This window comes from Microbacterium panaciterrae (assembly GCF_039541635.1).
Lineage (GTDB): Bacteria > Actinomycetota > Actinomycetes > Actinomycetales > Microbacteriaceae > Microbacterium > Microbacterium panaciterrae.
On the sequence record NZ_BAABGP010000017.1, the window covers coordinates 105,946 to 120,622 of the forward strand.

At 69.9% G+C, this 14,677-nt stretch carries 15 protein-coding genes; 14 read left to right on the forward strand and 1 reads right to left on the reverse strand.

The features are described 5' to 3' along the window. The 14 genes from ABD882_RS12625 (at position 1) to ABD882_RS12690 (ending at position 13,976) form a co-directional block, all read left to right on the forward strand. Positions 1 to 1,428 (forward strand): UDP-N-acetylmuramoyl-tripeptide--D-alanyl-D-alanine ligase, encoded by a 1,428-nt coding sequence (locus tag ABD882_RS12625; RefSeq protein WP_345187435.1) that lies wholly within the window; start codon positions 1 to 3, stop codon positions 1,426 to 1,428. After that, positions 1,425 to 2,540, forward strand: a complete 1,116-nt coding sequence (gene mraY, locus ABD882_RS12630) for a phospho-N-acetylmuramoyl-pentapeptide-transferase (protein ID WP_345187437.1) — start codon at positions 1,425 to 1,427, stop codon at positions 2,538 to 2,540. Before ABD882_RS12625 ends, mraY begins: the two co-directional genes overlap by 4 nt. Beyond that, complete coding sequence (gene murD / locus ABD882_RS12635) at positions 2,537 to 4,075, forward strand: UDP-N-acetylmuramoyl-L-alanine--D-glutamate ligase (RefSeq protein WP_345187439.1); 1,539 nt, start codon at positions 2,537 to 2,539, stop codon at positions 4,073 to 4,075. Before mraY ends, murD begins: the two co-directional genes overlap by 4 nt. Beyond that, positions 4,038 to 5,288, forward strand: coding sequence for an FtsW/RodA/SpoVE family cell cycle protein (locus ABD882_RS12640; protein ID WP_345187440.1), 1,251 nt, complete (start codon positions 4,038 to 4,040; stop codon positions 5,286 to 5,288). The genes murD and ABD882_RS12640 overlap by 38 nt, the downstream gene beginning before the upstream one ends. Next, a complete protein-coding gene (locus ABD882_RS12645; RefSeq protein WP_345187442.1) occupies positions 5,285 to 6,358 on the forward strand; it encodes a UDP-N-acetylglucosamine--N-acetylmuramyl-(pentapeptide) pyrophosphoryl-undecaprenol N-acetylglucosamine transferase in 1,074 nt (357 codons plus the stop codon). The genes ABD882_RS12640 and ABD882_RS12645 overlap by 4 nt, the downstream gene beginning before the upstream one ends. 71 nt (positions 6,359 to 6,429) lie before the next feature. After that, positions 6,430 to 7,830 carry a UDP-N-acetylmuramate--L-alanine ligase gene (murC, locus tag ABD882_RS12650; protein ID WP_345187444.1) on the forward strand — a complete coding sequence of 467 codons (1,401 nt, stop codon included), beginning with the start codon at positions 6,430 to 6,432 and terminating at the stop codon, positions 7,828 to 7,830. Positions 7,831 to 7,832: 2 nt separating this feature from the next. Continuing rightward, entirely contained in the window at positions 7,833 to 8,849 is a 1,017-nt protein-coding gene (locus tag ABD882_RS12655; protein ID WP_345187445.1) for a cell division protein FtsQ/DivIB, read from the forward strand. Between the two features lie 182 nt (positions 8,850 to 9,031). Next, on the forward strand, positions 9,032 to 10,195 hold the full coding sequence (ftsZ, locus tag ABD882_RS12660) for a cell division protein FtsZ (protein WP_345187448.1): 1,164 nt from the start codon (positions 9,032 to 9,034) through the stop codon (positions 10,193 to 10,195). Beyond that, on the forward strand, positions 10,192 to 10,890 hold the full coding sequence (locus ABD882_RS12665) for a YggS family pyridoxal phosphate-dependent enzyme (RefSeq protein ID WP_345187449.1): 699 nt from the start codon (positions 10,192 to 10,194) through the stop codon (positions 10,888 to 10,890). The genes ftsZ and ABD882_RS12665 overlap by 4 nt, the downstream gene beginning before the upstream one ends. A gap of 39 nt (positions 10,891 to 10,929) precedes the next feature. Next, on the forward strand, positions 10,930 to 11,424 hold the full coding sequence (locus ABD882_RS12670) for a cell division protein SepF (protein ID WP_345187451.1): 495 nt from the start codon (positions 10,930 to 10,932) through the stop codon (positions 11,422 to 11,424). Positions 11,425 to 11,427: 3 nt separating this feature from the next. Further along, entirely contained in the window at positions 11,428 to 11,733 is a 306-nt protein-coding gene (locus ABD882_RS12675) for a YggT family protein (protein WP_425563366.1), read from the forward strand. A 132-nt stretch (positions 11,734 to 11,865) separates the two neighbouring features. Then, complete coding sequence (locus ABD882_RS12680; protein ID WP_345187454.1) at positions 11,866 to 12,456, forward strand: DivIVA domain-containing protein; 591 nt, start codon at positions 11,866 to 11,868, stop codon at positions 12,454 to 12,456. Between the two features lie 9 nt (positions 12,457 to 12,465). Continuing rightward, positions 12,466 to 13,050, forward strand: a complete 585-nt coding sequence (locus ABD882_RS12685; RefSeq protein WP_345187456.1) for a signal peptidase II — start codon at positions 12,466 to 12,468, stop codon at positions 13,048 to 13,050. 2 nt (positions 13,051 to 13,052) lie between these two features. Beyond that, positions 13,053 to 13,976, forward strand: a complete 924-nt coding sequence (locus ABD882_RS12690) for an RluA family pseudouridine synthase (protein WP_345187458.1) — start codon at positions 13,053 to 13,055, stop codon at positions 13,974 to 13,976. A gap of 24 nt (positions 13,977 to 14,000) precedes the next feature. Here the strand turns inward: ABD882_RS12690 and ABD882_RS12695 are convergent, their stop codons facing one another. Then, positions 14,001 to 14,600: a TetR/AcrR family transcriptional regulator gene (locus ABD882_RS12695; protein ID WP_345187459.1), complete on the reverse strand. Its 600-nt coding sequence runs from the start codon at positions 14,598 to 14,600 to the stop codon at positions 14,001 to 14,003. Positions 14,601 to 14,677: the final 77 nt, after the last annotated feature.

Sequence of the window (14,677 nt, forward strand, 5' to 3'; positions counted from 1 at the left end):
ATGATCGCTCTGTCCCTCGGGGAGATCGCCGAGATCATCGGCGGCACCCTGCACCCTGCGTCCGATCACGATCCCGCATCGATCGTGTCCGGCGTCGTCGACACCGACTCGCGTCAGATGGTCGCGGGCGGCATCTTCATCGCCAAGCCCGGCGAACACACCGACGGACACCGCTTCATCGGCGCGGCGATCCAGGGCGGAGCGGTCCTCGCGATCGTGGAGCACCTCGTGGAGGACGAGATCTCGCAGATCGTCGTCGCCGACGTCATCGACGCCCTCGCGGCACTCGCGCGTGCCGTGGTGGCCCGCGTGCGTGCGGGCGGCGACCTGCGCGTGGTCGGGGTGACCGGATCCAACGGCAAGACGACGACGAAGAACTTCCTCGCCCGGATCCTGGAGGATGAGGGGGAGACGATCGCGCCCGTCGCCTCGTACAACAACGAGGTCGGCGCCCCGCTGACCATGCTCCGGATCACGGACACGACGCGCTTCCTCGTCTGCGAGTTCGGTGCCAGCGCGCCCGGCGAGATCGCCCGCCTCGCGGGTCTCGTGCATCCCGACGTCGTGGTCGAGCTCATGGTCGGGCTCGCGCACGCCGGCGGCTTCGGCGGCATCGAGGAGACCGCGCGCGCCAAGGCCGAGCTCATCGACGCGGCCTCCGCTTCGGGCACCGCGGTGCTCAACATGGACGATCCCCGGGTCGCCGCCATGCGCGCAGGCGCCGAGGCGCGCGGGCTGCGCGTGCTCGGCTTCGGGCAGGGATCCGCCGACGTGCGCGCCGCCGACATCGACGTGACCGCGTCGGGGACCTCGTGCACCGTGTTCGTCGCCGTCCCCGGACACGTCGACGCACAGGCACTGCCCCTGCGGCTGCAGGTGCTGGGCGCGCACCACGTGAACAACGCGCTGGCGGCGATCGCCGCGGCGATCGCCCTCGGCGTGGCGCCTGCCGACGCCATCGCGCGCCTGGAGACCGTGCGGATCGCCGAGCGCTGGCGCATGCAGCCGATGGGCGGCGACGCCGTGCGCATCATCAACGACGCGTACAACGCCAGCCCCGACTCGATGGCCGCGGCCCTGCGCACCCTCGCCCAGATCACCGGTCCCGGTGAGCGCACGGTCGCCGTGCTCGGCGCCATGAGCGAGCTCGGCGAGGCCGCGGGGGAGGAGCACGACCGCATCGGGCTGCTCGCCGTGCGCCTGAACATCCAGCGCATCGTGGTGGTCGGCGCGGAAGCCCGCCGACTGTTCCTGGCCGTCGTGGGCGAGGGATCCTGGGACGGCGAAGCCGTGCACCTGCCCGACGCCGACGCCGCCTTCGATTACCTGAAGGACGAGCTGCGCCCCGGCGACAGGGTGCTCGTCAAGTCGTCCAATTCCGCCGGGCTCCGGTTCCTCGGCGATCGTCTGGGAGAATCGTTCTCGTGAGATCACTGCTGACCGCCGCCGCGATCTCCCTCGCGTTCACTCTCCTGCTCACGCCGGTCTTCCTCCGGCTGTTCCGGAGGTGGGGGTGGGGGCAGGTCATCCGCACTCCCGAAGCGATCGAGAACCCGAGCCACTACGCCAAGCGCGGCACGCCGACCATGGGCGGCGTGATCTTCATCCTCGGCACCATCGTCGGCTACGGCGTGGGAACGTTCACCGGCGGGAGCTACCCGACCGTCTCCGGTCTGCTCGTGATCTGGCTCATGGTCGGGTTCGGAGCCGTCGGCTTCATCGACGACTACATGAAGCTGCGCCAGCAGCGCAGCCTCGGACTGTCCGGATGGCGCAAGATTGTCGGGCAGGTGCTGGTCATGGTGCCGTTCGGGATCGTCGCGCTCACGGTGCGCAGCGGATCCAGCAACACCCCGGCCAGCGGCTTCATCTCGCTGTTCCGCGACATCCCCGTGCTGTCGCTGTTCGCGCTCGGGCCCATCCTCGGCTGGCTGCTCTACCTCGCCTGGCTCTCGATCATCGGCACCGCGGCCTCCAACAGCGTGAACCTGACCGACGGGCTGGACGGCCTGGCCGCAGGCGCCGCCGTGTTCGTGATCGGCTCCTACAGCCTCATCTCGTTCTGGCAGTTCAAGCAGTCCTGCGCGGACGAGAACCTGTCACCGGCCTCGCTCGCAGGTTGCTACGACGTGGCGCACCCGTTCGATCTCGCCGTGATCTCCGCGTCCTTCGTCGGTGCGCTGATCGGCTTCCTGTGGTGGAACGCACCCCAGGCGAAGGTCTTCATGGGTGATGTCGGATCCATGGCGATCGGCGGAGTGATCGCGGCGCTGGCGATCCTCACCCGCACCGAGCTGCTGCTGATCCTGCTCGCCGGCGTGTTCATCATCGCCCCGGCCTCGGTGATCGTGCAGCTGACCTACTTCAAGCTCACCCGCGGCAAGCGGCTGTTCCTGCAGAGCCCGTTCCACCATCATCTCGAGATGCGCGGCTGGCCCGAGGCGACGATCGTGGTGCGGATGTGGATCATCGCGGGCCTGCTCGCGGTCTCGGCGTTCGGGCTGTTCTACGTCGAGTGGCTGAGGCTGACCAGCTCATGACCCGCGACCTCGACACCCTGATCAGCTGGCATTCCGACTGGCAGGGTCTGAAAGTCGCGGTGCTCGGCCTGTCCGTGACGGGCTTCTCGGTCGCGGACACCCTCGCCGAGCTCGGCGCCGAAGTGCTCGTGCTCAGCGAGAGCGCCACCGAGGAGTACCAGCGGCTGATGCCGGTGCTGGGCGCACAGTTGTGGATCGGGGACCTCGACGTCGTCCCCGCCGAGCTCGCCGCGTTCGCACCCGAGGTCCTCATCGCCTCGCCCGGGTTCTCGCCGTCGCACCCGATCATCGCCTGGACCCGGACTCAGGGCATCGCGCTGTGGGGCGACATCGAGCTGGCCTGGCGGGTGCGCGACAAGGTACTCCGCGCCGACGGCACGCCGGCCGAGTGGGTGCTGATCACCGGCACGAACGGCAAGACGACCACGACGCAGCTCACCGCGTCAATGCTCCTCGCCGGAGGGCTGCGCGCCGCCCCCTGCGGCAACATCGGCGTCCCCGCGCTCGACGCGGTGCGCGACCCCGCCGGCTTCGACGTGCTCGTCGTCGAGCTCTCCAGCCATCAGCTCTGGTACCTCGGCCTCACGGACCCGGTGGCGCAGCCTGTGCCCTATGCCGCGACCTGCCTGAACCTCGCCGACGACCACCTGGTCTGGCACGGCAGCGCGGAGGCGTATCGCGAGGCCAAGGCCCTCGTCTACCGCAACACCCGCGTGGCGTGCGTGTACAACAAGGCCGATGCGGCGACCCTGCGGATGGTCGAGGAGGCCGAGGTCGTCGAGGGTGCGAGGGCGATCGGCTTCGGGCTCGGTATCCCCGGTCCCAGCGATTTCGGCGTCGTGGAGGGGATCCTCGCGGACCGCGCCTTCCTCGACGACCGCCGCAACAGCGCTCTCGAGCTGACCACGGTGCGCGACCTCGCCGCGCACGGCCTGAGCGCCCCGCACATCGTGCAGAACATCCTCGCCGCCGCCGCGCTGGCCCGATCGCTCGGTGTCGAGCCGGGCGCGATCGGCGCGGCCCTGGACGGCTTCCGCCTCGACGCGCACCGGATCGAGGTCGTGGCGCGCGCGGGAGGCATCACCTGGATCGACGACTCCAAGGCCACGAACCCGCATGCTGCGCAGTCGTCGCTGCGCGCGTTCCCCGGGGCGATCTGGATCGTCGGCGGCGACTGGAAGGGCGTCGACGTGTCCGCCCTCATCGCGGGCGCCGGAGCCACGGCCCGCGCGGCCCTCGTGATCGGCGTCGACCGCGGCGAGGTGCTCGAGGCGTTCGCGCGACACGCGCCCGCAGTGCACGTCATCGAGGTGGTCCCCGGTGACACTGAAGAGGTCATGACCCGCGTCGTCGAACTGGCGGCGGGCATCGCACAGGATGGGGACACCGTGCTCCTCGCTCCCGCGGCGGCGTCCTTCGATCAGTTCCGCAGCTACGCGGATCGGGGACACCGCTTCGCCGAGGCGGTACGGCAGTGGATCGATCAGGGGAGCGCCGGTGACGCAGGTGGCAGCACGCCCCTCCGCGAGGCCTGAGCCCGAGCCGCGCGTCCACGGGCTCGCCGCGCGGGTGCGCCTCGGTCGCATCTTCCGGCCGGTGTCCGGCGAATTCGTGATGATCGCGTCGACGGCACTGCTGCTCACGGTGTTCGGGCTCGTGATGATCCTCTCCGCCTCCAGCGCGAACGCCCTCAGCCAGGGCAAGGGACCGTACTCGATCGCGCTGATCCAGGCGCTGATCGCGGCCGTCGGCGTGCCGCTGATGTTCCTGATGAGCCGCTTCCGGGTGACGTTCTGGAAGCGCATGGCGTGGCCGATGCTGATCGTCGCGGTCGGGGCGCAGATGCTGGTGTTCACGCCTCTCGGCGTCGAGAACGACGGCAACACGAACTGGTTGAACGTCGGCGGGCAGCTGTTGCAGCCCTCCGAGTTCATCAAGCTCTCGCTCGCGATCTGGGCCGGGTTCATCCTGTGGCGCAAGCAGGATCTGCTCGGTCGCTGGCAGCACGTGTTCATCCCGCTGCTGCCCGTCGCGTTCCTCGCCATCGGCTCCGTCTACGGCGGCGGCGACCTCGGCACCTCTATGGTGCTGTTCCTGCTGCTGCTGGGCACGATGTTCTTCTCCGGCGTCCGTCTGCGCATCTTCATCCTGCCGATGTTGCTGATCGCGGCGGCGGTGCTGGTGTTCGCATTCACGAACGAGCGGCGCCGCTCGCTGATCCTGAGCATGTTCAGCGCGCAGAGCGACGCCAGCTGCTACCTGAGCGGCTGTTATCAGCAGGTGCATGCGATCTGGGGCATGGCCAACGGCGGCATCTTCGGGCTCGGTCTGGGCAACTCCCAGCAGAAGTACGGATGGCTCCCCGCTGCGTCGAACGACTACATCTTCGCGATCGTGGGTGAGGAGCTCGGGCTGATCGGCTGCGCGCTGGTGCTGGGGCTGTTCGTGCTGTTCGCGGTCGCGGTGTTCCGGATGATCCGCAGGAGCGACGACCTGTTCGTGCGCATCACCTCCGGCGGCATCGTGGTGTGGATCCTGTCCCAGGCCCTGATCAACGTGGGCGTGGTGCTGCGCATCTTCCCGGTGCTGGGCGTGCCGCTGCCCTTCATGTCGCAGGGCGGCACCTCTCTGCTGTCGGTTCTGCTGGCCTGCGGAGTGCTGCTGTCCTTCGCGCGCTCCCTGCCCGTGGAGGCCAAGACTCCGGCGGGCAGCCGGGCCGCAGGCCGGTCCGGTAAAGTCGCCCGGTGACCACGTATCTCCTGGCCGGCGGCGGAACCGCCGGCCATGTCAATCCGCTGCTCGCCGTCGCCGACGGCCTGCGCGCGCGCGATCCCGAGTCGGGCGTGCTCGTGCTCGGCACGCGTGAGGGGCTGGAGGCGCGGCTGGTGCCGGAGCGCGGCTACGACCTCCTCACGATCGACAAGGTGCCGTTCCCGCGGCGCCCCAACGGCGCAGCCCTCGCCTTCCCCGTCCGGTTCGCCCGGGCCGTGAAGCAGGTCCGCGCGTACATCCGCGAACGCGGCGTCGACGCGGTCATCGGCTTCGGCGGCTACGCGTCCGCCCCCGCCTACGTCGCCGCCCGCCGCGAGCGGATCCCGTTCGTGGTGCATGAGGCCAACGCCCGCCCCGGGATGGCGAATGTGCTCGGCGCGCGTCGTGCGGCCGCGGTCGGCGTCGCCTTCCCCGGTACGCCGCTGCGCGGCGGCACCGTGGTCGGCATGCCGCTGCGCCGCGAGATCGTCGAGCTGGACAGGGCGGCCCTGCGCGCAGAGGCGGCCGCGGAGTTCGGCCTCGACCCGGACCGGCCGGTGCTGCTGGTGTTCGGCGGCTCGCTGGGCGCGCAGCGGCTGAACGAGGCGATCGCCGGATCCTGGCGGAGCATCCTCGACGCGGGCTGGCAGATCCTGCACGCGACGGGCGACCGCTCCGACATGGCCGACCCCGGCGCGCCCGGCTACGCGCTGCGCCGGTACCTGGACCGGATGGATCTCGCGTTCGCGCTGTCCGATGTGATCCTGTCCCGCGCGGGATCGGCGACCGTCAGCGAGATCAGCGCGTTGGGCATCCCCGCGATCTACGTGCCCTATGCGGTCGGCAACGGCGAGCAGCGGCTGAACGCCGCCGCCGCCATCGACAGCGGCGCCGCCGTGCTGATCGAGGACGCGGCCCTCGACCCGGATCGGATCCGGAGCGAGGTGATCCCGCTGCTGCAGGATCAGGGCCGGCTCGATGCGATGGCGCAGGCCGCCGCGCGCATCGGATCCCGCACCGGCACCGAGGACCTGATCGCCCTGACCGATCGCGCGCTCGGCCGCTGAGCGCCTACCGCGCGCCCGACCCGGCGAGCCAGGCCCTTCGCCAGTGCGCCCCGACTTAGGATGATTCAGTCATGATCAGACCCGACCTCACCCTGCCGATCCCGGACCACATCACCGCTGCACACTTTATCGGCATCGGCGGATCCGGGATGTCGGGCCTCGCCCGGATGTTCCTCGACGCCGGGATCCGCGTCTCCGGGAGCGACCGTGCGGACAGCGACAACCTGCGCGCCCTCGCCGCGCTCGGCGCCGACGTGCACGTCGGTCATGACGCCGCGAACCTCGGCGACGCCGACACCGTGGTGCACACCGGCGCGATCTGGCCGGAGAACCCCGAGTTCCTGCTCGCCAAGGAGCGCGGCCTGCACGTCATCCACCGCTCCCAGGCGCTGCACTGGCTGATCGGCGGACGACGCCTGGTCTCGGTCGCCGGCGCGCACGGCAAGACGACGTCGACCGGCATGATCGTCACGGCGCTGCTCGAACTCGGCGCCGAGCCCAACTTCGTCAACGGCGGCGTCATCGAGCAGCTCGGCGTCTCGAGCTCCTCGGGCCAGGACGAGCTGTTCGTCATCGAGGCGGACGAATCCGACGGCACCTTCCTGCTGTACGACACCTCGGTCGCGCTGATCACGAACGTCGACCCCGATCACCTCGACCACTACGGATCCGACGAGGCGTTCCACGACGCCTTCGTGACGTTCGCGAACGAGGCGAGCGAGGCCGTCGTGATCTCCAGCGACGACGCCGGTGCCCTGCGCGTGCGCGCGGGCATCACGCATTCGAACGTCATCTCGTTCGGGCTCGCCGAGGACGCCGATCTGCGCATCACGGAGATCCGCACCGACGGCGCGGTCGCAGCCACCCTGACCTTCCGCGGCGAGAGCGCACGCCTGCGGCTCGCCGTCCCGGGCGTGCACAACGCGATCAACGCCGCGGGCGCCGTAGCGGTGCTCGGCACCCTCGGCTATGCGCTGGCGGATGCCGTCCGCGCGGTCGAGGGCTTCGCCGGCACCGTGCGCCGTCTCGAGCTGCACGGCGCCGAGCGCGGCGTCAGCGTGTACGACGACTATTCGCACCACCCGACCGAGGTGCGCGCCGCGCTCGAGGCGATGCGCACGATCTCCGGATCCGGACGGATCATCGCGATCCAGCAGCCGCACACGTACTCCCGGACCCAGCACATGTTCCAGGAGTTCGCCGACGTGCTGGAGAATTTCGCTGATCACACCGTCATGCTCGACGTGTACGGCGCGCGTGAGGATCCGGTCCCCGGGGTCACCGGCGAGCTGGTCAGCGGCGCGTTCGCCGACCCGCAGCACGTGCACTACGTCGCCGACTGGCAGCAGGCCGCCGACTACACCGCCACCGTCGCGCGTGACGGCGATGTCGTGATCACGCTGGGCTGCGGCAACGTGTACCAGATCATCCCGCAGGTGCTCGAGGCGCTGCGCACCACCGCCGAGAACTGATCGTGCGCCGGCCGTCCCCGATTCCGATCTCGGTGCCGCCCCCGGCCGAGCCGGAGGAGCCCACACGCTCGACGGCGGCCTCTGCGGAGCGCTGGAGCACCCCGGCCGACGTCCGTCCTCCGCACGTGGGGTTCCGCGAGGATGCGCATGCGTCAAGAGCGCCGGCGCCGCTGCACGAGGGGGCGGGATCCGCGCCGTCGCCGCAGCCGCAGGACGCGGCTCTCGCCGATCCGGCACCCACCGGGACCGGGGACTCGGACGCGCCGTTCACCGCCCGCGACCTGTGGCAGGCGGCGCGAGCGCGGCGCAGGGCGCTGCGCTCCGAGATCCGGCGATTCACGCAGAGGTCGCGGCGTCGCAGGATCGGCTGGATCATCGGCGCGCTGGTCGCGCTGGTCGTCGTCGGGGGGAGCGTGGGCGCGGCGTACAGTCCGCTGTTCGCCGTGCAGAAGATCACGGTCGAGGGCACGAGCGCGCTCAAGGCCGCCGACGTGCAGAACGCGCTGGCGAGTCAGGTCGGCACGCCCCTGGCCCTCGTCAACGCCAGTGCGGTGAAGGCAGCCCTGGTCAGCTTCCCCCTGATCGAGACCTATCAGCTCGAGGCGCACCCGCCGCACGACCTGGTGGTGCGGATCATCGAACGCACCCCCGTCGGCGTGATCGCCTCGGCTCACGGATTCACGGTCGTCGACGCGGCGGGCGTGGCGCTCTCGACCACCGTCGACCGGCCGGCCGGATATGCCCTCATCGATCTCAAGAACGGCACGGACGCCTCGTCGTTCCGCAGCGTCGGGATCGCCCTGCGCGTGCTCCCGGCCGCGCTGCGCGCGCAGGTCGACAGCGTCACGGCGCCCACGCCGGACGACATCGTCATGCAGCTGACCAGCGGGACGAAGATCGTGTGGGGGAGCGCGGATCAGTCCGCGCTGAAGGCCGAGGCCCTGCAGAAGCTGATGGCAGCGAGCCCCGATCACTCCACGTACGACGTCTCCTCGCCGAACGTCGGCGTCGTCGGCTGAGGAGACAGCGTCTTTCGCCACGAATCCGTCGCCTGATCCGGCCGACGCGCGTGTCGCTTGGGCTCTGCGTGCGTGGCGCCGCTTACCTTCGACAAAGAGAAAGCAATACCGGGAAATACTTTAACCTTCTGCCTGAGGTTTAAGGTTCCCGGCTCAAGGCTCCACATACATCGGAGGACGGGATGAGCCAGAACCAGAACTACCTTGCCGTGATCAAGGTCGTCGGTGTCGGCGGTGGCGGCGTCAACGCCGTCAATCGCATGATCGATCTCGGCCTTCGCGGCGTCGAGTTCATCGCCATCAACACCGATGCGCAGGCGCTGCTCATGAGCGACGCCGACGTCAAGCTCGACGTCGGCCGCGATCTGACCCGGGGCCTCGGCGCCGGCGCCGACCCCGAGGTCGGGCGTCGTGCCGCGGAGGACCACGCGGAGGAGATCGAGCAGGCCCTGAGCGGCGCAGACATGGTCTTCGTCACCGCGGGCGAAGGCGGCGGCACCGGAACCGGCGGCGCGCCGATCGTGGCGCGGATCGCGAAGTCGATCGGTGCGCTGACCATCGGCGTCGTGACCCGGCCGTTCTCCTTTGAGGGTCGTCGCCGGCAGAGCCAGGCCGACGCGGGTGTGGCGAAGCTGAAGGAAGAGGTCGACACCCTCATCGTGGTGCCGAACGACCGGCTTCTCGAGATCAGCGATCGCGGCATCTCGATGATCGAGGCGTTCGCTACGGCCGACCAGGTGCTCCTCGCCGGTGTGCAGGGCATCACCGACCTGATCACCACGCCGGGTCTCATCAACCTCGACTTCAACGACGTCAAGTCGGTCATGCAGGGTGCGGGCTCCGCGCTCATGGGAATCGGATCCGCACGCGGCGCCGACCGTGCGATCAAGGCCGCAGAGCTCGCCGTCGAATCGCCGCTGCTCGAGGCGTCGATCGAGGGTGCGCACGGCGTGCTGCTGTCGATCCAGGGCGGATCCAACCTGGGCATCTTCGAGATCCACGACGCGGCCGACCTCGTCAAGGAGGCCGCGCACCCGGAGGCGAACATCATCTTCGGAACGGTCATCGACGACACGCTCGGCGACGAGGTGCGCGTCACCGTGATCGCGGCCGGATTCGACAGCGGAGAGCCGACGCTGCGGCTGGACCCGCAGATCTTCTCCCGCACGGCGGCTCCGGTCGTCGCGGAGAAGGCCTCCGCCGGGACCGACTCCGAGGGCACTGCGGGCGAGGCGGACTCCCGTCCGCTCGTCGCCGCGGCCAGCCCGGTGATCGCTCCGGTGCACACCAGCATCGAGCCGGCCTTCGACGAGAGCGACCTCGACATCCCCGAGTTCCTGAAGTGACAGGCCTCGCCGAGCGGCTGTCTGCGATCGATGCGTCGATCGCAGACGCCGTGCGGCGGGCGGGCCGGGAAACTGCGGACATCACCCGGATCGTGGTGACGAAGTTCCATCCCGTCACCCTCGTGCAGGAGCTGTACGGGCTCGGCGTCCGCGAGGTCGGCGAGAACCGGCAGCAGGAGCTCTCCGCCAAGGTGGAGGCCCTTCGACAGGCTCAGGGGCCGGGATTCGAGGACCTGCGCTGGCACTTCATCGGCCAGGCGCAGACCAACAAGGCCGTCGCGATCCGCCGCTCCGCCCAGGCGGTGCATTCGGTCGACCGCGCGCGCATCGCCGACGCACTCGACCGCGCAGCATTCGACGACGCGATCCTCGACGTGCTGCTGCAGATCAACCTGACCGACGACTCGGATCGTGGGGGAGTCGCCCCTGCCGACCTGGAGCGGCTGGCCGAGCACGTGCTGACGCTGCCCACGCTGCGCCTGCGCGGTGTGATGGCGGTCGCCCCTCTCGATGAGGATCCCGCGGCGGCGTTCGCGCGGGTGCACGACTACGCCGAGCGGCTGCGCGGCGTCGCGCCCGACGCGACCTGGATCTCGGCCGGGATGACCGGTGACTTCGCCGAGGCGATCGCCGCCGGCGCGACACACCTTCGGATCGGGTCCGCAATCACGGGACCACGCCCTGCACAGGGTTAACCTCGACACCAGAACCACACGCACACTACGGAGGACGCGATGGGGAACCCGCTCAAGAAGACCATGGTGTACCTCGGCCTCGCCGATGAGGAAGAGGTCTACGACGAGGCCCCCGCGGCCGCGCCCGTCGCCAGTCACGAACGTGCGCGCCACGAGAGCTCTCGTCGCGACGAGGACCGCCGCGAGGAGGCACGGCCCGCTCCTGTGACCCCGCTGCGCCGACCGACCGCGGTGCGTCAGCCCGCCGCCGGCGCGATCAACGAGATCCTCACCGTGCACCCGAAGCAGTACCGCGACGCGCAGGTCATCGCCGAGAGCTTCCGCGACGGCATTCCGGTGATCATCAACCTGTCGCAGATGAGCGACGCCGACGCGCGTCGCCTGATCGACTTCGCGAGCGGTCTCTCGCTCGGCCTGTACGGCCGCATCGAACGCGTGACCAGCAAGGTGTTCCTGCTGTCGCCGGAGAGCATCGCGGTGTCGGGGCAGGGCGGGATCGCCGGGGGCGACGAGCCCGCGCTCGCGACCTCCTGACGCGTGACATCGCTGCCCGCGATCTCCGTGATCGCAGCGATCCTCAACATCCTGCTCACGCTGTACCTGCTCACGCTGTTCGCGCGGCTGATCTTCGAGTACATCCCGATCTTCAATCGCGAGTGGCGCCCTCGCGGCGCGCTGCTCATCGCCGCCGAGATCATCTACACGCTCACGGACCCTCCGATCCGGCTGTTCCGACGCCTCATTCCTCCGCTGAGGCTCGGTCCCGTGGCGCTCGATCTCGGGTTCACGCTGACGATGCTGATCGTGCTGATCCTGATGACGATCACCCGTTCGTTCATGTGAGTCCGGGCGCCACGGCAGGGCTCGCCTTTGTCACACCCCGATCACGGCTATGCTTTTCTGAAGGTGCTCCGCCTCGGGCAGGCGCCGACAATCCACCCGGCCACCGAGAACTCACCGAAAGAGGAGCCACCAATGGCACTGACCCCGGATGACGTCGTCACCAAGCAGTTCCAGCACGTCCGTTTCAAGGACGGCTTCGACCCGGACGAGGTCGACGACTTCCTGGACGAGGTGGTTCTCGAGTGGCGCAAGGCGCTCGACGAGAACGCCGACCTCAAGGCGAAGCTCGCCGCCTACGAGTCCGGTGAGAAGGCCCCCGCGGCGGACCAGGCCTCGGCCGCTCCGGCACCGGTCGCCGCTGCCGCCCCTGTCGCCTCTGCTCCGGTCGGGGGAGCGGCGCCCGCCGCCGCCACCGCAGGTATCATCGAGCTGGCACAGCGTCTGCACGACGAGCACGTCGCCGAGGGCAAGTCCCAGCGCGACCAGCTCATCGCCGACGCCAAGTCGCAGGCTGCGAAGATCCTGGCCGACGCCGAGCAGAAGCAGCGCGAGGAGACGGCGCGTCTCGACCGCGAGCGCAACGTGCTCGAGGGCAAGATCACCGAGCTGCATGACTTCGAGCGCTCGTACCGCACGCAGCTGCGCGGCTACATCGAGGGTCAGCTCCGCGACCTGGATGAGAAGGGCGGCCCCTCCGACGGCACCGCCCCCGCGGCCCAGTAAGGAGCCCCGTTGGCCCGGCGGCAACCGCTTCACGGTTCGGCGGCCGGCGCGATCATCGCGATCCTCGCGGTGTTCGTGCTGGCCGCCGACCAGTTTGTGAAGTACCTCACGATCGCGCACCTGCCGCTGCAGAAGCCTGTCCCGGTGCTCGGAGAGTTCCTCCAGCTCTTCTACATCCGAAACTCCGGCGCGGCTTTCTCGATCGGCGCGGGGTTCACCTGGATCTTCACGATCGCCCTCTCCGTCGTGGCCTGCGTGATCGTCTGGAAGGCGTTCTCGGTGCGCTCCCGGCTCTGGGCGGTCGTGCTCGGAGCTCTGCTCGGCGGTGTGCTCGGAAACCTGTCGGATCGTGTCTTCCGCGCGCCGGGATTCCCTGTCGGTCACGTCGTCGACATGATCTCGATGCCCTGGATGCTGCCCGCGATCTTCAACGTCGCCGACATGTTCATCGTGACCGGCATGATCTCGATCGCGCTGCTGATCATCGTGGGTCTCCGGCTCGACGGCTCGCGCGAGCGCGACCACAAGGATGTCGAGGCGTCCGAGGGCGCTGAGGCGGCCGAGAACAACGACGCGGCCGAGGCCGGGGCCTGAGCGTGGAGTCCCGCGCGCTGCCCGTTCCCGACGGGCTCGACGGCGTCCGCGTGGACGCCGCGCTCGCCAAGATGCTCGGCTTCTCCCGCACCTTCGCGGCCGACGTCGCCGAAGCCGGCGGGGTGAGCCTGGACGGCGTCATTCTGGGCAAGTCTGACAAGCTGCGCGCGGGCGGCTGGCTCGACGTGGAATGGCGTCCCAAGCAGGAGCCGCGGATCGAACCCATCCCGGTGCCCGATCTCGGCATCGTCTATGACGACGATGACATCGTGGTCGTGGACAAGCCGTCCGGCGTCGCCGCGCACCCCTCCGTGGGCTGGGAGGGCCCGACAGTGGTCGGCGCCCTCGCGGCGGCGGGCTTCCGGATCGCCACCAGCGGCGCCGCCGAGAGGGCGGGCGTGGTGCATCGCCTCGATGTCGGCACGAGCGGGCTGATGGTGGTCGCGAAGACCGAGATCGCTTACTCCGTGCTCAAGCGCGCGTTCAAGGAGCGCACGGTCGAGAAGATCTACCACGCCGTCGTCCAGGGGCACCCGGATCCGCTCGCCGGTACGATCGACGCACCGATCGGACGACACCCGAACCACTCCTGGAAGTTCGCGGTCGTCCCCGACGGCAAGCCGTCCGTGACGCACTACGAGACCCTGGAGGCGTTCCCCGGCGCCTCGCTGCTGGAGATCCACCTGGAGACCGGGCGCACGCATCAGATCCGCGTGCACATGGCCGCGCATCGGCACCCGTGCGTCGGCGATCCGCTCTACGGCGCCGACCCCACGCTGTCCGCACGGCTCGGGCTGACCCGGCAGTGGCTGCACGCGCACCGGCTGGGGTTCGCGCATCCGACGACGGGGGAGTGGGTGCGCACGGAGTCTCCGTACCCCGCGGACTTCCAGCACGCGCTGGACGTGCTGCGCGGCGAGGCCTGACCGCGACCAGCACCGTCGCGGGGATCAGACCCGCAGCGTGTCGGTCGCGGCCACGACGCCGTCGAGCGTGGCCTCCAGGAACCGCACGACATCCTCCGGATCCGCATCCCGCTCGATCACCAGGCTGATCAGCGTCTCCTCGGTGAACGACACCCACGCGCGCAGCGCCACGCGCAGGGCGGGGGAGTCGGCCGTGCCGAGCGCGGTGAAGGCGTCGAGCAGCCGGTCCGCGTTCACCTCCCTGGACTCGTCCACGACGCGGCGCACCGCCGGATCGCCGCTCGCGATGCCGCGCACCAGCGAGTGGAACGTGCTCTGGTGCTGGCGCACGAACTCGGTGATGCGCAGGAGCGTGTCGTGAATCCGGGCGCGCGGCTCCAGCTCGGGGCGCGGCTCCGAGGCCAGCAGCAGGCTGTCCCTGGCTGTGGTGACCACCGCCAGATGCATGCCCTGCCGGGTGTCGAAGTAGTGGAAGAGCAGGGGCCGTGAGACGCCGGCGCGCTGCGCCAGCACGTCCATCGTGAGCTCGTCGAGGGAGTGCTCCGCGAGGAAGTTGACTCCGGCCGCGACGAGCTGAGCGCGGCGTTCCTCCGGGCTGAGGCGGGCGCGGCGCAGGTCGGGCATGCCCCGAGCCTAGCTGTTCTTCCCACTGACGTTGTGGACGCGGTCGATGGGAGTGAGGCCTCCGAGAGCGGTATGGG

What these genes read in the sequence shown, in the direction of transcription:
- murD (WP_345187439.1), top strand. Translation starts at nt 2,537, where the DNA reads ATGACCCGCGACCTCGACACCCTGATCAGCTGGCATTCCGACTGGCAG.
- murC (WP_345187444.1), top strand. Translation starts at nt 6,430, where the DNA reads ATGATCAGACCCGACCTCACCCTGCCGATCCCGGACCACATCACCGCT.
- ABD882_RS12695 (WP_345187459.1), bottom strand. Translation starts at nt 14,600, where the DNA reads ATGCCCGACCTGCGCCGCGCCCGCCTCAGCCCGGAGGAACGCCGCGCT.
- ftsZ (WP_345187448.1), top strand. Translation starts at nt 9,032, where the DNA reads ATGAGCCAGAACCAGAACTACCTTGCCGTGATCAAGGTCGTCGGTGTC.
- ABD882_RS12670 (WP_345187451.1), top strand. Translation starts at nt 10,930, where the DNA reads ATGGGGAACCCGCTCAAGAAGACCATGGTGTACCTCGGCCTCGCCGAT.
- ABD882_RS12680 (WP_345187454.1), top strand. Translation starts at nt 11,866, where the DNA reads ATGGCACTGACCCCGGATGACGTCGTCACCAAGCAGTTCCAGCACGTC.
- ABD882_RS12625 (WP_345187435.1), top strand. Translation starts at nt 1, where the DNA reads ATGATCGCTCTGTCCCTCGGGGAGATCGCCGAGATCATCGGCGGCACC.